Annotated in this window: 18 protein-coding genes and 1 pseudogene; 1 reads left to right on the top strand and 18 read right to left on the bottom strand. The window is 41.8% G+C overall.

All coding sequences use genetic code 11. The features are described from left to right. Nucleotides 1–22: 22 nt before the first annotated feature. The 8 genes from J1C81_RS03520 to tmk form a co-directional block, all read right to left on the bottom strand. Nucleotides 23–949 (bottom strand): type II restriction endonuclease, encoded by a 927-nt coding sequence (locus J1C81_RS03520; RefSeq protein WP_002914616.1) that lies wholly within the window; start codon nucleotides 947–949, stop codon nucleotides 23–25. After that, nucleotides 946–1,548, bottom strand: coding sequence for a PD-(D/E)XK nuclease superfamily protein (locus J1C81_RS03515; RefSeq protein WP_002913086.1), 603 nt, complete (start codon nucleotides 1,546–1,548; stop codon nucleotides 946–948). The genes J1C81_RS03520 and J1C81_RS03515 overlap by 4 nt, the downstream gene beginning before the upstream one ends. Continuing rightward, entirely contained in the window at nucleotides 1,545–2,342 is a 798-nt protein-coding gene (locus J1C81_RS03510; protein ID WP_002914613.1) for a DNA-methyltransferase, read from the bottom strand. Before J1C81_RS03510 ends, J1C81_RS03515 begins: the two co-directional genes overlap by 4 nt. Next, nucleotides 2,335–3,195: a DNA adenine methylase gene (locus tag J1C81_RS03505; RefSeq protein WP_002914612.1), complete on the bottom strand. Its 861-nt coding sequence runs from the start codon at nucleotides 3,193–3,195 to the stop codon at nucleotides 2,335–2,337. The genes J1C81_RS03510 and J1C81_RS03505 overlap by 8 nt, the downstream gene beginning before the upstream one ends. A 112-nt stretch (nucleotides 3,196–3,307) precedes the next feature. After that, on the bottom strand, nucleotides 3,308–4,177 hold the full coding sequence (rsmI, locus tag J1C81_RS03500) for a 16S rRNA (cytidine(1402)-2'-O)-methyltransferase (protein ID WP_002914611.1): 870 nt from the start codon (nucleotides 4,175–4,177) through the stop codon (nucleotides 3,308–3,310). A gap of 2 nt (nucleotides 4,178–4,179) precedes the next feature. Further along, nucleotides 4,180–4,497, bottom strand: coding sequence for a DNA replication initiation control protein YabA (gene yabA / locus J1C81_RS03495; RefSeq protein ID WP_002894690.1), 318 nt, complete (start codon nucleotides 4,495–4,497; stop codon nucleotides 4,180–4,182). A gap of 24 nt (nucleotides 4,498–4,521) precedes the next feature. After that, nucleotides 4,522–5,412 (bottom strand): DNA polymerase III subunit delta', encoded by an 891-nt coding sequence (locus J1C81_RS03490; protein ID WP_002914610.1) that lies wholly within the window; start codon nucleotides 5,410–5,412, stop codon nucleotides 4,522–4,524. Beyond that, nucleotides 5,409–6,047, bottom strand: a complete 639-nt coding sequence (tmk, locus tag J1C81_RS03485) for a dTMP kinase (protein ID WP_002914609.1) — start codon at nucleotides 6,045–6,047, stop codon at nucleotides 5,409–5,411. Before tmk ends, J1C81_RS03490 begins: the two co-directional genes overlap by 4 nt. 312 nt (nucleotides 6,048–6,359) lie before the next feature. Here tmk and J1C81_RS03480 point away from each other — a divergent pair, with 312 nt between their 5' ends. After that, nucleotides 6,360–7,247, top strand: a complete 888-nt coding sequence (locus tag J1C81_RS03480) for a YitT family protein (protein ID WP_002914608.1) — start codon at nucleotides 6,360–6,362, stop codon at nucleotides 7,245–7,247. 33 nt (nucleotides 7,248–7,280) lie between these two features. Here the strand turns inward: J1C81_RS03480 and J1C81_RS03475 are convergent, their stop codons facing one another. The 10 genes and pseudogenes from J1C81_RS03475 to mgtA all read right to left on the bottom strand — a co-directional run bounded on the left by J1C81_RS03475 (nucleotide 7,281) and on the right by mgtA (nucleotide 17,511). Further along, complete coding sequence (locus tag J1C81_RS03475; RefSeq protein ID WP_002914607.1) at nucleotides 7,281–7,937, bottom strand: CBS and ACT domain-containing protein; 657 nt, start codon at nucleotides 7,935–7,937, stop codon at nucleotides 7,281–7,283. A gap of 262 nt (nucleotides 7,938–8,199) precedes the next feature. Beyond that, nucleotides 8,200–8,910, bottom strand: a complete 711-nt coding sequence (locus J1C81_RS03470; protein WP_002894681.1) for an ABC transporter ATP-binding protein — start codon at nucleotides 8,908–8,910, stop codon at nucleotides 8,200–8,202. Then, a complete protein-coding gene (locus tag J1C81_RS03465) occupies nucleotides 8,910–9,674 on the bottom strand; it encodes an ABC transporter ATP-binding protein (protein ID WP_002913262.1) in 765 nt (254 codons plus the stop codon). Before J1C81_RS03465 ends, J1C81_RS03470 begins: the two co-directional genes overlap by 1 nt. Beyond that, nucleotides 9,674–10,627, bottom strand: coding sequence for a branched-chain amino acid ABC transporter permease (locus J1C81_RS03460; RefSeq protein ID WP_002914606.1), 954 nt, complete (start codon nucleotides 10,625–10,627; stop codon nucleotides 9,674–9,676). The genes J1C81_RS03465 and J1C81_RS03460 overlap by 1 nt, the downstream gene beginning before the upstream one ends. Nucleotides 10,628–10,630: 3 nt before the next feature. Next, complete coding sequence (locus J1C81_RS03455) at nucleotides 10,631–11,500, bottom strand: branched-chain amino acid ABC transporter permease (RefSeq protein WP_002894678.1); 870 nt, start codon at nucleotides 11,498–11,500, stop codon at nucleotides 10,631–10,633. Between the two features lie 245 nt (nucleotides 11,501–11,745). Then, nucleotides 11,746–12,906 carry an ABC transporter substrate-binding protein gene (locus tag J1C81_RS03450; RefSeq protein ID WP_002914604.1) on the bottom strand — a complete coding sequence of 387 codons (1,161 nt, stop codon included), beginning with the start codon at nucleotides 12,904–12,906 and terminating at the stop codon, nucleotides 11,746–11,748. Nucleotides 12,907–12,994: 88 nt separating this feature from the next. After that, nucleotides 12,995–13,264, bottom strand: coding sequence for a YlbG family protein (locus tag J1C81_RS03445; protein ID WP_002894676.1), 270 nt, complete (start codon nucleotides 13,262–13,264; stop codon nucleotides 12,995–12,997). A gap of 160 nt (nucleotides 13,265–13,424) precedes the next feature. Further along, nucleotides 13,425–14,024 (bottom strand): annotated as a pseudogene (locus J1C81_RS03440) (ATP-dependent Clp protease proteolytic subunit); the annotation flags it as partial. 99 nt (nucleotides 14,025–14,123) lie between these two features. Continuing rightward, complete coding sequence (gene upp, locus J1C81_RS03435) at nucleotides 14,124–14,753, bottom strand: uracil phosphoribosyltransferase (protein ID WP_032905340.1); 630 nt, start codon at nucleotides 14,751–14,753, stop codon at nucleotides 14,124–14,126. A 97-nt stretch (nucleotides 14,754–14,850) separates the two neighbouring features. Beyond that, a complete protein-coding gene (gene mgtA / locus J1C81_RS03430) occupies nucleotides 14,851–17,511 on the bottom strand; it encodes a magnesium-translocating P-type ATPase (RefSeq protein ID WP_002914603.1) in 2,661 nt (886 codons plus the stop codon). Between the last annotated feature and the right edge of the window lie 12 nt (nucleotides 17,512–17,523).

Raw genomic sequence — 17,523 nt, 5'->3', positions numbered from 1 at the left:
CAAAACTATTGCTGATAAATGTTTAGTTTCTAATCAATTTTTTTGGCATCAATAAATCATACAAATAACCATGTTTAAGCATATCCAAATTAAACACATACGGAATATGAGCAAATGCCTCTGCTAATGGCAAACGAGCCGTTTTCCAGCCCACCCCATCTGTCACCCACACAAACTCTACATCATCTGGTGAATTGACGACGAACTGGCTCAATTCAGTAAACTCTCCAGCAACAGCTTTCAGTTTGCTGCCGCCTCCACCATAGTAGTTTGTTTCAATCAACCAAATTTTATGTTTTTCCTTTGAATAAACAGCTACATCAAAACGGCGTTGTGATTTATCAACTGGTACTTCTATATTCCACATTTCTTTTATGAAAGATGGCGTGGCTTGGGATTTAAACTCTAAATCATGCTGCTGACAAACTTTAGCAACACTTCGTTCAAGGATGCCTTCCATAGTCGTTCCACTTCGATTTTTACGAGCATTACTATCTAATCCCGCTTCTACACCATACACATAATCAACAAGTGATCGGCTAGCTTCCTTTTGTAAAAAGTACAACAAACCGGCTTGCTCAATAAAATCTACATAAACTTTTATATCACTTTTGTCAATCTTCTTAAAATCTAATTGATGAAAGCTCATATTATCATCTTCATCCAAGGAAAGAATATCTAAAACTTTATCACGGCTGGCAATCAAGCTAGGAACAGCCCTCAGTAAATCAGGCTGTTTTGAAAATAAATTAAAGGCCTCTTCATAAATATTATCTTTACCAATTAAATAGTTGAGAGTATTTAATTCAAGTTCAAACTCCTTTGTCTCCCGTCTAACCTTATTCCAATTTACATAGTACCCTGGTGTACGGTTGGTAACTGAAAGAGTCGAGAGGAAATATTGTAATCTTTCGTCTGATGATAGTTGAATATAATTCTCTAAGTTCATATTTCCTCCTTTGGTATAGGTAAACCAAACTCCTTTAAAGGAATATAATTAAAGCGATAGTAACATCCTACACTTATAATATAATCTAAGACATCTTTATAATTTGAATTTAAAAACCATTCATCAAGTAAATAATAATATTTAACTTCTTTATTTAAAGGTGAAAATAACTTTTTATATTGTTTCAACTTAAAATCACATGTTTGTAATTTTTCATCAACACTTCCTTGAGTTTTTTGCGTTTTCTTTTCAATGATAAAAACTGTATTATTATCCATTACAAAAATGGAATCATCTGGTAACAATTTTTTGGAAATAATCGCTTTATAGTTCAGGCTTACTTCATCAAAATAACGATATAAACCATGTTTTTGAAAAATTTCTGCTACTTTTTCCCCTTCAAAATTTACTATCCACCGCGCTGTGGAGCTCCTTTTTATTTTTCTTACCTCGCCTGTTCGTTTCACAAGTTTAATATCAAAATCATTTTCCACAACTTCATATCCACTTTGTTTTGAAATAAAATTTGGCAAGTCTGTTTTCAATTCAAAAGCTAGCCCTGTTTTCGTATTTGCACCACCTACGCCACCTTTTTTCATCTCTCTTCCTCCAATCTTCTTTTGGCTATTTCTAAATAATCTTTCTCCGCATCAATACCAATGAATTTACGACCTAACCGCTTAGCTACAACTCCTGTTGTTCCACTTCCAACAAAGGGATCAAGTATATAATCATTTTCTTTTGTGCTAGCCAAAATGATCCGTTCTAATAAATATTCTGGCTTTTGTGTTGGATGTTTTCCTGCCCACTTCTCTGCCTTTTTAGTTAATGGTCCTATCCACACATCCTTCATCTGTTTACCGCCATTAATATCTTTCATTAAATCATAATTATAGTAATGCTTAGCCTTTTTATCATCTTTACGAGCCCACAAAATCGTTTCCGTGGAATGAGTAAAATAGCGGCAAGATAGATTCGGAGCTGGGTTGCTCTTTTGCCAAGTAATATTATTTAAAATTTTAAAACCTTCTTGTTCCAAGGCCATACCCACAGAGTAAATATTATGTAAGCTGCCTGAAATCCAGATAGTACCATTAGGCTTTAAAATAGGTCTGACTAATCGTAACCACCGTCGATTAAAGTCATGTTTCTCCTCAAGGCCAGAAACCTTATCCCAATCACCTTTATCAACAGAGACAATGTTACCGCCAGAATTTGAAAAACCACCGTTACTCAAAAAGTATGGTGGATCAGCAAAGATCATATCCATACTTTCTGGCTTCATTTGTGATAAGAAGTCAAAGGTATCTGCATGAACCAGAATAGCCCTTTCCTTATTATAGTATGGTTTTGTCATTAAAACACCCCCATACTTATATTCGTAATTAGTCATAATTTGTTACTATTATTTCTGAAATTTTTCCACGACTTGAGCTCTTAGCACCATTAGTTCGCTGAGCTTCCACAAAATAAATATTAAAATCCTTGTATAATTCTTCTACCAAAGGACTCGAGGAATTTGACAGCATAGCATATACTCCTCGCTCCGTCAATTCCTTAAAAGTATTGCGTAACCGAACCTGTTCCTCATAAGAAAAGCCCTCGTGGGTATAAGAGGTAAATGAGCTAGTTTCGTTTAACGGAATATAGGGCGGATCAAAATATACAAAATCGCCTGTTTGAGCATCCTTAACTGCCTCCGCAAAATCTGTTTGCAAAATTTCTACATCATTCTCATTTAGATATTCACTGATTTGATAAAGTAAATCTACATCCACTATTTTGGGATTTTTGTAGCGACCGTAAGGAACATTAAACTGATTTTTAGAATTAACTCGATACAATCCATTGAAATCAACCCGAAGAATGTAGAGAATTCGCGCCGCTCTCTCTACCCCAGTCATCCTACTAATTCGGCCATCGCGATCTGCCGAACGCAATTCTAAATAATAATCTTTGCTATTATTCTCTTTATGCTTTATCAGTAAATTAATCAATTCAGCTGGATTATTTTTTATCTGGCGATAGGCATTTATCAGTTCCTCGTTAAAGTCATTAATGACCGCTTTTTCTGGAGCCAAATCAAAAAATAAAGCTCCACCGCCAACAAATGGCTCAAAATAGCGACCATAAGTCTCCGGCATATAGCTCCTTAACTCTCCTAAAAGTTGGCGCTTTCCCCCAGTCCACTTGGTAAACGGTTGGAGATTATAATATTTTAATTTTACATTAGTGTCTAAAGACATGATTATTCCTTTTAAGTGTAATGAAATTATTATAACACATACCAAACTAAGAATTTGCTTTTATGTTATAAAATACAAAGAATCCGCTAAAAAGAAAAGTTGAAATAAGATTTCAACTTTCTCTTAGTTCATGATAAACCGCATAGAGCTCGCTCTTGTTCCTGCCGTATTTCTTGGCCACTTCCTTGATGGCATGATTTTTTTTGCTGCCGGCTTCAACTAAAAGATCAATCTCAGCTAGGATCTGCTCTTGAGATATGTCTTGCGGAGCATCTTCTGCCGCCCCAGCTACAATCAAGAGACACTCTCCTTTAGGCGGATGTTCTGCTGTATAGGCCAACAGCTCTGAAATCAGCCCTCGCTGATACTCCTCGTGAATCTTAGTCAACTCACGCACCAAAACGACTTGACGGTCACCATAAACTGCCAGCATATTTTCCAGCGTAGCCCGAACCCGATGAGGGGATTCGTAGAAAATCTGAGTCTCAGGATAGGATTTTTTGCTAGTGAAAAATTCCTTCTGCTGGCCTGCCTTTCTAGGCAGAAAGCCATAGAAAATATGCGGTTGGGGAGCCAATCCGCTGGCAATCAAGGCTGTAATTCCAGCACTAGGACCAGGAATCGGCACTACAGTAATTCCAGCTTCTAGCGCTGCCTGAACCAAATCATGTCCAGGATCAGAAATGCTGGGCAGACCAGCATCCGAAACCTGGGCTATATCATTTCCGCTTTGAAGCATGTCCAAGAGAACTGGAATTTTCTCCTTGGCGTTGTGCTCGTGAAAACTGATCTGCTTAGTCTCAATCCCAAAATGCTTAAGCAGCAGGCCCGTATTTCTCGTATCTTCAGCCGCAATCCTGTCGACCTCTTTCAGGGTATTGACCATCCGGATACTCATATCATCCAGATTACCGATAGGAGTCGCGACCAGATAAAGCTTGCCGTAGGCAGTTTCGCCCTTAAAACTTTTTTGAACCTGCATCGCTACTCCCTAAATAACAATTCATCGCAGAACATGCACTCTGCGTCATTCTCCCGGCGCTGACCGTAGAAATCTGTACATACATGAAAGCCGTCATAGTAAAGTTTACGCAGATTATCCCGGTTTTTCTTGGTCTTGGTCGGAGCTTCCTTTTCCACCTCTCCCAAGCGCTCCCTCAGCTTGTCATTTTCCAGATGCAGAGCAATATTTTCCTCTACCACACTCTTGAGATTTTTCTTGACAGCCTCCACCTCAGCAAGGGTCACTAAAAGCGTCTGTGAAAAATCATCCAAGGCGTCAAATAAGTCTTTTTTATCCATTTTATACTCCTGTGCTGCCTCTTTTTACTTTACCTTCAAAGTCATATATTCTAAAGCGTTTTGAAAAGATACATTGGCCCGCCACATCTTCCGAGCCAGCAAAAGCTGCTCCAAGGCCTGTCGACCGCTTTCTGTTGCTATGTCCTTATAAAATAACACTTCCAAGAGCTTGAAGACCTGTTCCTGCTTCTCCTTATCATCAGCCAGCTTTGCCAGACGCGAAACCTGCAGAAATGCCTGACTTGGACGAGTTTGAAAATCCTTGACAAAGCGCTCGCATTCGCTGACTAATTCAAAAAAGGCATTATTATGAGCCAAGCTAGCCGCTTCTGACTGAGTCTGACTATAAGCAGCTAGTAGCTCCGCTCGACTTTTAATCAAGCCATCCTGTTCCAAACTGTGCTGCAGAGCAGCTGTATTTTTCAAGAAATGATAAACCTGAGTCCGACTTCGAATCGTCGGCAGAATCAGCTGTTCATCAGCAGTCAGAAGAAAGATATAAATCTCGCTCTGTGGTTCCTCAATGACTTTGAGCAAGGAATTGGCTGCATTGATGTGCATCCGATCCGCATCGCAGATAATGAAAACCTGCCGACTGCCTTCTAAGCCACTTTGAGAGAAGTTTCGGACCAACTCCCGAACTCGGTCTGTTTTAATAATGTTATTAACCGGTCGCACCACAGTTACATCAGAAAAATCTTCTGCTGCAATCAAACGACAAGAACGACAGGACTGACAAGGCCAGACGCCTTGCTTATTCTCGCAAAAAAGACTCTGAGACAGGATTTGGGCCATTTCAAAACTGCCAAAAGCTCCGGTAAACAAATAGGCGTGACTAAGCCGCCCCTGTTCCAGAATATGCTGAAACTGCTCAAACAAGCTGGGCTGGCTTTGCTGTAACTCTTTTATCTTCATGACGGATTCCCAAATCGTTCCTGAATGATGGCCAAACTATCAGCCACCACCTTATCCAAAGGTTGGCTAGCATCCACCTTGACAAAGCGCTCGGGCTCCTTATCAAGAATCGCCAAATAGCCCTGCCGAACCCGCTGGTGCAAGTCCAAACCTTCCAGATCAAGCCGATTCACCTCTCGACTCTCGCTCCTAGCAATCCGCGCCAGCCCTTCTTCCACATCAATATCAAAATAGAGGGTCAAATCAGGCTTGAGTCCATCTGTTGCAAACTGATTGAGCCATTCAATATCTGCCACATCCAGACCCCGTCCGTAGCCCTGATAGGCCACTGAACTATCGATAAAACGGTCCATCAAGACAAGCTTTCCTTGCGACAAAGCTGGCAAAACCTGCTCAGCCAAGTGCTGACGGCGGCTGGCAATGTACAGCAAGAGCTCAGTCTTTGCATCCATAGCCGTATGACTAGGCTCCAAAATCACTTCGCGGATAGCCTCCGCAATCTGGACGCCACCCGGCTCCCGCGTCGTAATAAGACCAGTGCCATAATTTTTCAAAAAAGGAAGCAAGGCTTCCAACACACTCGACTTTCCAGCCCCTTCTGGACCTTCCAGCGAAATCAAAATACCATTTTTCATCTTTACTTTTAATCTCTAACTTCTATTTTTTGTTCTTTATAAGAAAATGCAGATAAGACTTGCCCTAAAGCTTGATATAATCTACTTTGCAGAGTCCGTCCACATTACTGTGCAGGCTGATAAGAGCCGATTCCGTCAACTCATTATTTTCATCCCACTCTTTTTTATCTATTGTTTATTTTACCAAAAAAAAAGCTAAAAGCCCATCATAAGAAAAGACTTTAAAAATTTTTTCAAAGTGTTTCACAAAGGCTAAATTTTTGGTAAAATATATTCAGAATAACTTTCTGGAAATAGATTTAGGAGGATGTTATGTTTAAATTAAAAAACGTACTGGCCATCATTTTTGGGGCTGGAATTTTTTCTTTTGGGATTCATTATTTGGTCATTCCTTTTCATTTATATGAAGGTGGCGCGACGGGTTTGACCTTGATTGCCTACTATCTGTTTAAAATCCCTGTCTCGACGACCAACCTGATTATTAACATTCCTCTCTTTATTATTGCTTGGAAGCTGTTAGGCTCGCGAACCCTCTATCTCAGCATTCTAGGGACCTTCTCCGTGTCTGCTTGGCTCAAAATTTTTGAAATCCTACCTGCCTCCAAACACTTGCAAGACTATTTTCTTTCAGCTCTGGACGGGGATGTTTTACTGGCCTGCCTTGGAACAGGGATTGTTTTGGGGATTGGACTAGGCATCATCTTCAATGCTGGCGGAACGACGGGCGGTACTGACATTGTAGCCCGCATCTTTAATAAATACACTAGCATTTCCATGGGCAAACTCATGCTGACTGTTGATTTTGTAGTCATTACCTTGGTTCTCCTTGTTTTCAAAGACCTACGCATGGTGTCTTATACCCTGATGTTTGTCTTTATCACCTCGCGCGTCATTGACCTGATCGCAGAAGGAGGTTTTGCCGGCAAGGGATTCCTTATCGTTACCAGCAAACCGGCAGAACTTGCTGAAGCTATCAATAACAAGCTGGATCGTGGAGTGACCTTCATCAAGGGGCAAGGCTTCTATAGCAAGCAGGATCTCCAGATTGTCTACTGTGTTGTTTCCCGTAACGAAATGCAACAGATGAAGAAACTCATTAACCAAGTCGATCCATTTGCCTTTACAACTATTACCGAAGCCCATGAGATTTTGGGCGAAGGCTTTACTTTAGATGCCAACAAACAGCCTATTGTACGTTAAAAACCTCATCTAACGATGAGGCTTTTTTATCGCTTATAAAGCTTTTGCAGCAGTATGTGTAATCTCAGCCAACTCAATAGCATGCTCCTCAAATTTTTTCTTGAGAAGCGCCGTATCTATATTACCGTCTAACTGTACTTCAATGACGACTTTGCCATCCTTGCGTGAGATATTGACGGTATTGGAGATGTTGAGATTTTCTTCCACCAGAAGACGGATAATCTGCTCAAGAACCCCCACCTTATTCTCAGTGACAAAGCGCAGACGGACTCCCTCTTCACCATAGCCAGATACTTCTAAGAAAGCCTTGAAAATATCACGGTCAGTAATAACCCCGTAAAGTTGCTCATTGTCCACGACAGGCAGGATACCAATCTTATTTTTCAGCATCAGATAGGTCGCATCTTCCAGACTGGCAAACTGAGAAATCGTGACAACATCACGAATCATAACATCACCAACTTTTGTTTTGTTGAGAAGATAATTCATCTCGTAAATGGACAGACTCGTTGCCTTAGATGGACTAGCTTCTGCAATCGTTCCTTCTGTCACCAGTCCCACTAGTTGGTCATTCTCAATCACCGGCAGACGGTGGAGTTTCTGCTCACGCATCATATCTGCCGCATGAGCAATCGTTGTATTTGGGCTGATATAAACCACCTTACGCGTCATAAAATCTTTAACTGCCATAAAAGTTCCCTCTACTTCCTATCCATAATTCTTATACTTATTATACTTTATTTTGAAGCTGATTTCAAACGCTTCCAAGGCCTTTGCCTAAGTTTTCAAAATTTAGAAAAATCCCGCGATTGGAAAAATTGAAGATGGACAATGGCTAGATATACTATTTTAAGCATCTAAGAGAAGAAAAAAGGTCCAATGGACCTTTTCTAACTGTTAAGTTAATATCGTAACTTTCTATCAACAACCTAAAAATGTCTCCCAGACATTTTTAGCCACCTAGATATGCTTTGCGGACTTCGTCAGAAGCGAGGAGCTCTTGGCCTGTTCCGGACAAAACAATTTTACCTGTTTCAAGGACATAGCCACGGTCAGCGATAGAGAGTGCCTTATTTGCATTTTGCTCAATCAAAAGAACTGTAGTCCCTTGTCGCTGAATATCTTGGATAATATCAAAGATTTCCTGAATAAAGATTGGCGCCAAGCCCATAGAAGGCTCATCTAAGAGCAAAAGCTTAGGTGTAGACATCAGAGCCCGTCCCATGGCCAGCATCTGCTGCTCACCACCTGAAAGGGTAGCAGCATCTTGGTTTTTACGCTCTTCCAAGCGTGGGAAACGAGAGAAGACTTTTTTGAGATTGGCTTGATTTTCTTCACGGTTTGTTTTGAGAAAGGCGCCCATTTCCAAATTCTCCAAAACGGTCAAACCTGGAAAGACATGGCGGCCTTCTGGTACTTGCGAAAGTCCAGCTGCTACGATTTTTTGAGCAGGAACTTTTTGAATTTCATTGCCGACAAATTCAATTTTACCAGCACTTGGACGAACCAAGCCTGAAATAGTCCGGAGAATGGTCGTTTTCCCAGCGCCATTTGCACCAATCAGGGAAACAACTTCTCCTTCATTTACTTCAAAGCTGACATCACGGACAGCCTGAATCATGCCATAATGGACAGAGAGATTCTCAACTTTAAGCATGGACATTAGGCTTCACCTCCTAGATAAGCTTCAATAACGCGTTTGTCATTCTTGATTTCATCAGGTGTTCCGTGCGCAATCAAGCGGCCGTACTCCAGCACATAGATGCGCTCAGTGACTTCCATTACCAGACTCATATCATGCTCAATTAGCATGATGGTAATGTTAAATTCGTTTTTAATCCGTCGAATCAATGCAGTCAGCTCTGCTGTCTCCTGAGGGTTCATCCCTGCAGCCGGCTCATCCAAGAAGAGGATCTTCGGCTCCGTTGCCAAGGCCCGAACAATCTCCAAGCGGCGCTGCTGACCATAAGCTAAGTTCTTAGCCAAGGTTTCTGCTTCCTTGTCCAAGTCAAAAATTTTCAGCAACTCCAAAGCCTTAGCTTTGAGTTCTTCTTCGTTTTTGTAGTAAGCTGGCAGGCGGAGGAAAGAAGCTAACACATGAGCCTTATGATGATTACCAAAGGCAATCAAAACATTATCCAAAACACTAAGGTCCTTAAAGAGCCGGATGTTCTGGAAAGTCCGCCCTAGACCTAAAGAAGCAATCTTGTAAGGTACCTTACCATTGAGCAAATGACCATCTAGTGTCACTGTTCCTTCACTAGGCTCATAAACACCAGTCAAGAGGTTAAAAAGGGTCGTTTTTCCTGCACCATTAGGGCCAATCAGACCAACCAGCTCGCCCTCGTTGAGTTCCAAGGTCACATCGCTGACAGCAGTCAAACCACCAAAGTTTTTAGTTAGATTTTTCACATCAAGAAGTGCCATTATTCTTTGACCTCCTTATTCTTTTTGAAGAGCTTAGACAGGCTGAGCTCCCAAGTTCCTAAAAGTCCGCCTGGACGGAAAATCATGACCAAGATCAGGGCCAAAGAATAGACAATCATCCGAATGCTGGATACATCCTGCAGCAACATATTGAGAACTCCCAATACTACTGCAGCCACAATGGTTCCAGTCATCGATCCTAGACCACCAAAAACGACAATAATCAAGATATTGATAGTGTTGGTAAAGGAATAGTCCTTAGGAACAACTGATCCAACAAAGCCAGCTTGAAGAGAACCAGCAATAGAAGCCGTGATAGCTCCCAAGACAAAGGCTGTCACTTTGATTCTAGTAGTATTAACACCAACAGACTCGGCAGCAATCTCATCCTCACGGACAGACAGAGTACTGCGGCCAATAGGACTGCGCAGGAAATTCAAGGTCAAAATAGTTGTGATAACAACAAAGACATAGACCATCTGCCAAGAAGTAAAGGGCGGAATGGATAGGATACCAGCTGCGCCATTAGTCAAAGTACCGCCATTAATAATCAGAATACGGATAATCTCTGAGACACCAAGAGTTGCAATCGCGAGATAGTCCCCTTTAAGTCGCAGGGTCGGCAAACCAACTACTAAAGCCACAATACCAGCAATGATAGCTCCAGCCAGCATAGCAATGAAGAAAGCTCCATATGTTGGCGATTTAGAGCCAATAATCGCTACAGCGTAGGCACCGATAGCCATAAAGCCAGCATGGCCAAGAGAGAATTGGCCTGAGAATCCGACGATGAGATTAAGCCCCACAGCCAGAATAATATTAATCCCAATCTGCTCTAAGATTTGAATGTAAAAAGCATTGAGAACACCGGCACTAACCAATACTGTCATCAGCAGGTAGCCGATTAAGACAAGGCCAAGCCAAAAAATATTTATCTTTAAATTCTTTTTCATACCTTACACCTTCTCTTTCACATTTTTACCGAGGATACCAGCTGGACGAATCAGAAGAATGACAATCAAAATCGCATAGACAATGGCATCACGGAAATCAGATAGTCCAAGCGCTGTCGCAAAAGTTTCCAAAAGACCGATAACAAAGCCACCAAGCGCAGCACCAGGAATAATTCCAATACCACCTAGAACGGCCGCTACAAAGGACTTAATACCTGGAGTCATCCCCATCAAAGGCTCTAATGAATTATAGTAAAGGGCAATTAGGACGCCAGCAGCTCCTGCAAGAGCTGATCCCAAAGCAAAGGTGAAGCTGATTGTCCGATTGACATTGATTCCCATGAGCTGGGCAGCATCACTATCTACAGATACAGCGCGCATAGCCTTACCCATCTTTGTCTTCTGCACGATGAACTGCAAAGCCACCATGAGGAAAATCGAAATTCCCAAAATCAGCAACTGAATATTTGAGATAGAAATCGGTCCTAAGTTAAAGCGTACTGTTTTAATAACCTGCGGGAAGGAACGGGTATTGGCACCGACAAAGAAAATCATGCCATACTCAAGAAGAAAAGAAACCCCAATGGCTGTAATCAAAGCCGCAATCCGAGTCGAATTTCGCAGAGGACGATAGGCTAAAAACTCAATAAGCACACCGAGAATCGCTGTCCCAATCATCGCTAAAATGAGAGAAAGGAAGAAATTAAACTTCAGGATATTAATCAAGTAATAACCCATAAAGGCACCAATCATATAGATATCGCCGTGGGCAAAGTTAATCAGCTTAATAATCCCATAAACCATGGTATAACCCAAAGCCAGAAGCGCATAAACACTACCCAGGATTAGACCGTTGACTAATTGTTGGAGCATTAGACACCACTCTTTCTATAATAAAATAAGGAATGGGACAAAAATCAGCAGACCAGGTCGTGATTTTATCATCCCACTCCCAAAATACGAATAATAGTTGATTGAGAAACGAAGAAGAATAGATTATAAAACAATACTCTTTCAAATCCGTAGATTTATAAAGAAAGAAATCATCTACAAACTTGCTCAAGCAACTAAAAATAGAAAACAAGTCAAAGACTGGGATAGCCCCAGCCTCATAACTCTTATTCCGCTTTAACTGTTTCTACAGTATCTACTTGACCGTCCTTCAAGCCAATCATCAGAGCTGTTTTCACTGGATTGTGATCTTTATCAATAGTGATTGAACCAGTTACTCCATCGAAATCTTTAAGCTTAGCCAAGTTGTCTTTGATATCTACTGAAGTTTTAGCACCTTTAGCTGCTTCTGCTGCCATATAAACAGAGTCATATGCCAGAGCTGCAAACATAGAAGGCTCTTCTTTGTACTTAGCTTTGTATGCTTCAATAAACTTCTTAGCTTTTTCTGACATTTCACCAGAAGTTGTAAAGCCAGATACATAGTAAACATTTGTAGCTGCAGCAGGAGTTGCTTGCTCAACGAACTTAGCATCACCAAAGCCATCAGGACCAACGATTGTTTGGTCAATACCCAAACCACGCGCTTGATTGACAATTTTACCAGCTTCTGTATAGTAACCTGGAACAACCAGAGCGTCAAATTCTTTGCCCTTAATCTTTGTCAAAGCAGCCTGGAAGTCTGTATCCTTGGATTGGAAAGTTTCCGTTGCTACAATCTCACCCTTGAACTCCTTCTTGAAGGCATCCGCCATTCCTTTAGCGTAGTCACTAGATTGGTCGTAGTAAAGAACGACTTTCTTAGCTTTCAAGTTGTCAGTGACATACTTAGAAATGATTTTACCTTGGTAGCTATCAATAAAGGTAGCACGGAAAAGATAATCTTGCTTGTTGGTCAGATCATCCTGTGTCGCACTTGGTGTAATGATTGGCACACCTGCTTTAGCAGCATTTGCAGTAGCTGAAGCTGTCGCTCCAGAAGTCGCAGGGCCAATGATTGCATTTACCTTACTTTGGGTAACCAAGCTAGTAGTGATGGTAGATGCTTCAGCTGTTTCTGATTTGTTATCCTTATCAGTAACTTCAATCTTCTTGCCATCTACGCCACCAGCAGCGTTGATTTCATCAACGGCCAACTGAGCACCATGTTGTTCAGCTGTACCGTAGGCTGCTACTTCACCTGATTCTTCAAAGTTAAAACCAAATTTAATCGTATCGCCAATTTCTGTACCAGTTGCTGTTGAGTTGTTATTGGATACTTCTCCACAAGCTGCGAGAAGGGCCACACTAGCAAAAGCTACTAGGGATAGTGCAAATTTTTTCTTCATTAGGAAATCTCCTTAAGTGATTTGATTGATGATATAGTAAGAATATATCGAATTATCTGACAATTGTCAACCCCTTATAGAAATTTTATCAAATGATAACGTTTTCTTGCTCTCTATACAGGCTTCCAACAAAGTTTTGATCTAGTTCTTTTATATGAGAAATTCGGACTTGCTTAACATAGCGCTCTTTGGGCAGATTCTCCTGTAAGTTCTGGGCGTCCTCTTGATTGACATAGAGATGCAGATAGCGATGCTTCTTAGAATGATAAATAATATCACCGAAGTTCGCCAGTTTTTTGGCATCTCGATTATAGTAAAGATAGACAATCAAGCCCACTCTTTCTTCTCTCTCTATCATAAAACTCCTTTCCGGTCCATGTAGTTCTTAGATGATTATAGCAAAGATAGGGCAAAAAAACTAGCCCTGAAAAGCTTTATGGCCTGCTTAAATCACCTGAACTTGGTAACTTGTCAGACTCAAAGCAAAAAAAAAGGAGCCGGTTTTGGCTCCTCCTATGTTAGTTCAAGTTGCTATTTTCCATGATTTCGTCAATAAAGCCGTATTCCAAGGTTTCTTGAGCGCTCATCCAGTAATCGCGTTCTGCATCTTTGTGGATTTGCTCAACGGACTTGCCAGAGTTTTCAGCTAAGATTTTTTCCAAGGTATTACGAGTTCTAAGCAAGTGTTCAGCTACAATGGCCATATCCGTTTGCTGAGTGCCGCTTCCAGCTCCGCCCATCGGCTGGTGAATCAGATATTCTGCATTTGGAAGCATGAAGCGTTTGCCCTTAGCACCACTGGAAGCAATGATTGTTCCCATGCTGGCAGCTACACCCATAACAATGGTCTGAACATCAGACTTGATGAAGTTCATAGTATCCACAATAGCCAGACCTGCTGAAACGGATCCGCCCGGCGTATTCACATAGAGATAAATATCTTTAGTATTGTCCTGTGCATCCAAGAAAAGGAGCTGGGCAATGACTGAATTAGCCATATTATCCTCTACTGGGCCAGTCAGCATGATAATGCGGTCTTTTAATAGCCGGGAGTAAATATCATAGGAGCGTTCTCCTCGGCTGGTTTGTTCAATAACTACAGGAATCATAGTTTTCTCTCTTTCTCTTTTTAAATTTTTCTATCAAACTAGGGGAATAGAATTTCAAATTACGAGACTATTATATCCTTTTGGTCAAAAAAGGTCAAATAGAAACTTTTACTTGGTCCCGAAAAGACGATCTCCTGCATCTCCTAGTCCTGGTACGATATAACCATGATCATTGAGATGATCATCCAGAGCAGCTGTGAAAATATCAACATCTGGATGAGCTTCCTGCAAGGCTTTTACTCCTTCAGGCGCTGAAACCAAGCAGACAAATGTAATATGGCTAGCACCACGTTTCTTCAGAGAATCCACAGCCAAGATAGCAGAACCACCCGTAGCCAACATTGGATCTACAACGAAAATCTGACGTCGGTCGATATCTTCTGGCAGCTTTACCAAATATTCAACCGGCTTCAGGGTTTCTTCATCACGGTACATTCCGATATGCCCAACTTTAGCTGCTGGAACCAAGCTCAGAAGTCCATCCACCATGCCAATACCAGCCCGCAGGATTGGTACAATAGCCAATTTTTTCCCTGCAATCTGCTTTTGAACTGTTTTCGTAATCGGTGTTTCAATTTCTACATCTTCAAGTGGTAAATCGCGCAAAACTTCATATCCCATGAGCATTGCGATTTCATCAACTAATTCACGAAAAGCCTTGGTAGAGGTATCTGTACGACGCAAGATTGACAATTTATGCTGAATTAGTGGATGAGCGATAACTTCAAGTTTTCCCATGATTGGATTTCCTTCTTTCAATTTATTCTTCTTATTATATCAAAAAAAGAGTGAAAAGGCTTGCCATAAGCAAGCCTTTTCAAAGATTTTCTTCACCTTACAGCCATTCTCTATAGCGCTTGATATAAAGGTGTTTAACAAGGGTTACACTAACCATATAAAGCGCAATAATCAAGAAAAGGAAAAGGAAATAAGTGCCGTTCAGCGGAGCCGTCTTCAGAACTGACGCAAAGAGGCTGTATGGCAAGGAAGTAACAAAGAGAGCTGCTGCCATGGTCGTCACAATAACGGATAAAGCAGGACGGCTCTGCACAAATGGCAGCTTAGGTGAGCGCAGCATGTAGATGACCATGGTCTGGGTCCACATAGACTCAATGAACCAGCCTGTTTGAAAAAGAGTGATAAAGGTCTCTGCCTGTCCACTACCTGCTTGATAGCTACCTCCTGTTATCATAGGCACGATAATAAAGTAGAGCAACAAATAGGTCAAAACATCAAAAATGGATGAGATAGGCCCAATCCAAGCCATAAAGCGGGTAATAGAGTTAGCAGACCAAATCCGTGGTTTCTTGAGAAATTCACTGTCTACGTTATCAAAGGGCAGAGCGATACAGGACAAGTCATAAACCAGATTGAGGACAATCAGATGAACTGGTGCCATAGGAAGAAATGGCAAAAAGATACTGGCAAAGAGGAGAGAAAAGATATTCCCAAAATTGGAACTGACCGTCATCTTAATGTACTTGGTCATGTTGGCATAGACCTTGCGTCCCTCTACCAACCCCTTCTCCAGAACCATGAGGTCCTTGTCCAGCAGAATGACATCTGCCGTTTCCTTGGCAATATCGACAGCTGTATCAACAGAAATACCCACATCTGCTACCTTCATAGAAGGTGCATCATTGATACCATCACCCATGTAGCCAACCTTGTGACCATTGGCCTTGAGTTGGAGAATGATCCGAGCTTTTTGGTCAGGTGAGAGCTTGGCAAAAACCGTTGTATGCTCTACTGCTTGGCTCAATTCCTCATCTGATAAAGCATCTACCTCTACGCCTAGTAAGATATTATCTACATCTAACCCAACCTTTTCACAAACTGCCTGGGTCACCTTATCATTATCACCGGTCAAAATCTTAGTAGCAACTCCGTACTCAGCCAAGGTTTCAATAGCTGGAGCCGCAGATGACTTAGGAGGATCTAGGAAAGCCAGATAGCCCGTCAAAATCATGTCGGACTCATCCTTCACTTCATAGTTGTAATCTTCTTCTAAGTCTGACTTGTAGCTAACACCAAGCACGCGCAGACCTTGCTCATTGAGTTGGGACACTTCCGCAAGGATTTCCTGACGAATCTCCTCAGTCAGTACTGTAATGCGATTCTTGTATTCTACATGGCTAGAGATAGCCAGCATTTCCTCCAAGGCCCCCTTGGTCACCATGCTGATAACATCCTCATCATCCTTGACGATAACGCTCATACGACGACGCTCGAAATCAAAGGGCAGTTCATCAATTTTCTTAAAGGTTTGGTCTAGATTACGGACAATCTCATGCTTTTCTGCTTCTTTCTCCGTCCGATTGATAATAGCCCGATCCATGAGATTTTTGAGACCAGTTTGATAGTAGGAATTGAGAAAAGCACGACGGAGCACTGCTAAGTCCAAATCTCCATGAATATCCAGCGGGTATTCTAACACAATCTCGTCTTGGGTCAGTGTGCCCGTCTTATCCGTACAAAGGATATCAATAGCTCCTAGGTCTTGGATGGCATTCAGCTTCTTAATCACGACCTTTTCCTGAGCCATGATAATAGAACCTTTAGCCAGGCTCGCTGTGATAATCATAGGCAGCATTTCTGGAGTCAGGCCGACCCCAACGCTGAGGGCAAAGACACCTGCTTCCAGCCAGTCGCCGTCTGTCAGACCGTTTATGAAGAACACGACTGGAACCATGACGAGCATCAGACGAATCAAGAGCCAGGAAATGCTATTCATCTCGCGCTCAAAAGAGGTCGGCTCATCGTAGGTGTTCAGTGTCTGCTCAATGGCTCCCATCATGGTCTCATCACCAACCACTAATACCAGAGCTGTAGCTCTTCCGGAAATAACATTGGTTCCCATAAAGGCTAGCGACTCTGTTTCTAAAAGGCTATCGAGATTTTGTTCATCTGACTTGGCCAAACAGACCTTTTCTACTGCATCACTTTCCCCTGTCAGGCCGGACTGCTGAACAAAGAAATCACGCGAATCCAGCAGCAGTACATCTGCAGGAATCATGTCTCCAGCACTAAGTTTGATGATGTCTCCTACAACAAGCTCATCAATCGGAAGTTCCTGCTCTGCTCCTTCACGGATAACCGTAGCCGTGTTGACAATCAGCCGAGACAGATTGCTAGCAGCGCGGTCGCTCCGCAATTCCTGAACAAAACGAATGCCTCCAGAAATCAGCACCAGAACAACAATGATGATGGAAGTTGTCGGATCTTCCTCACCAGGCTTAGCCAGCCAGACATTTGTTACTAAGGACACTAGGGCAATCACCAATAGGATGACTGTAAAGGGGTTAATGATAGACTCGTAAATTTTCTTTAGAATAGAGTCTTCCTGACCCTTTGTGATGATATTCTCACCATAAAGGTCACGATTTTCTTCGACCTGCTCTTCTGTCAGGCCGCGAAAGGAACTCTTGTAAAATGCCAGAGTTTCTTTTACAGGAAGCTGCAGAGCAGCAACTAATCTTTCTTTTACTGTTTTCATTGGTTTCTCCTT

Source organism: Streptococcus sanguinis, assembly GCF_050225395.1.
Classification (GTDB): domain Bacteria; phylum Bacillota; class Bacilli; order Lactobacillales; family Streptococcaceae; genus Streptococcus.
The sequence above is the reverse complement of the archived record's forward strand: the minus strand, read 5'-3'. Positions and strand labels throughout refer to the sequence as shown.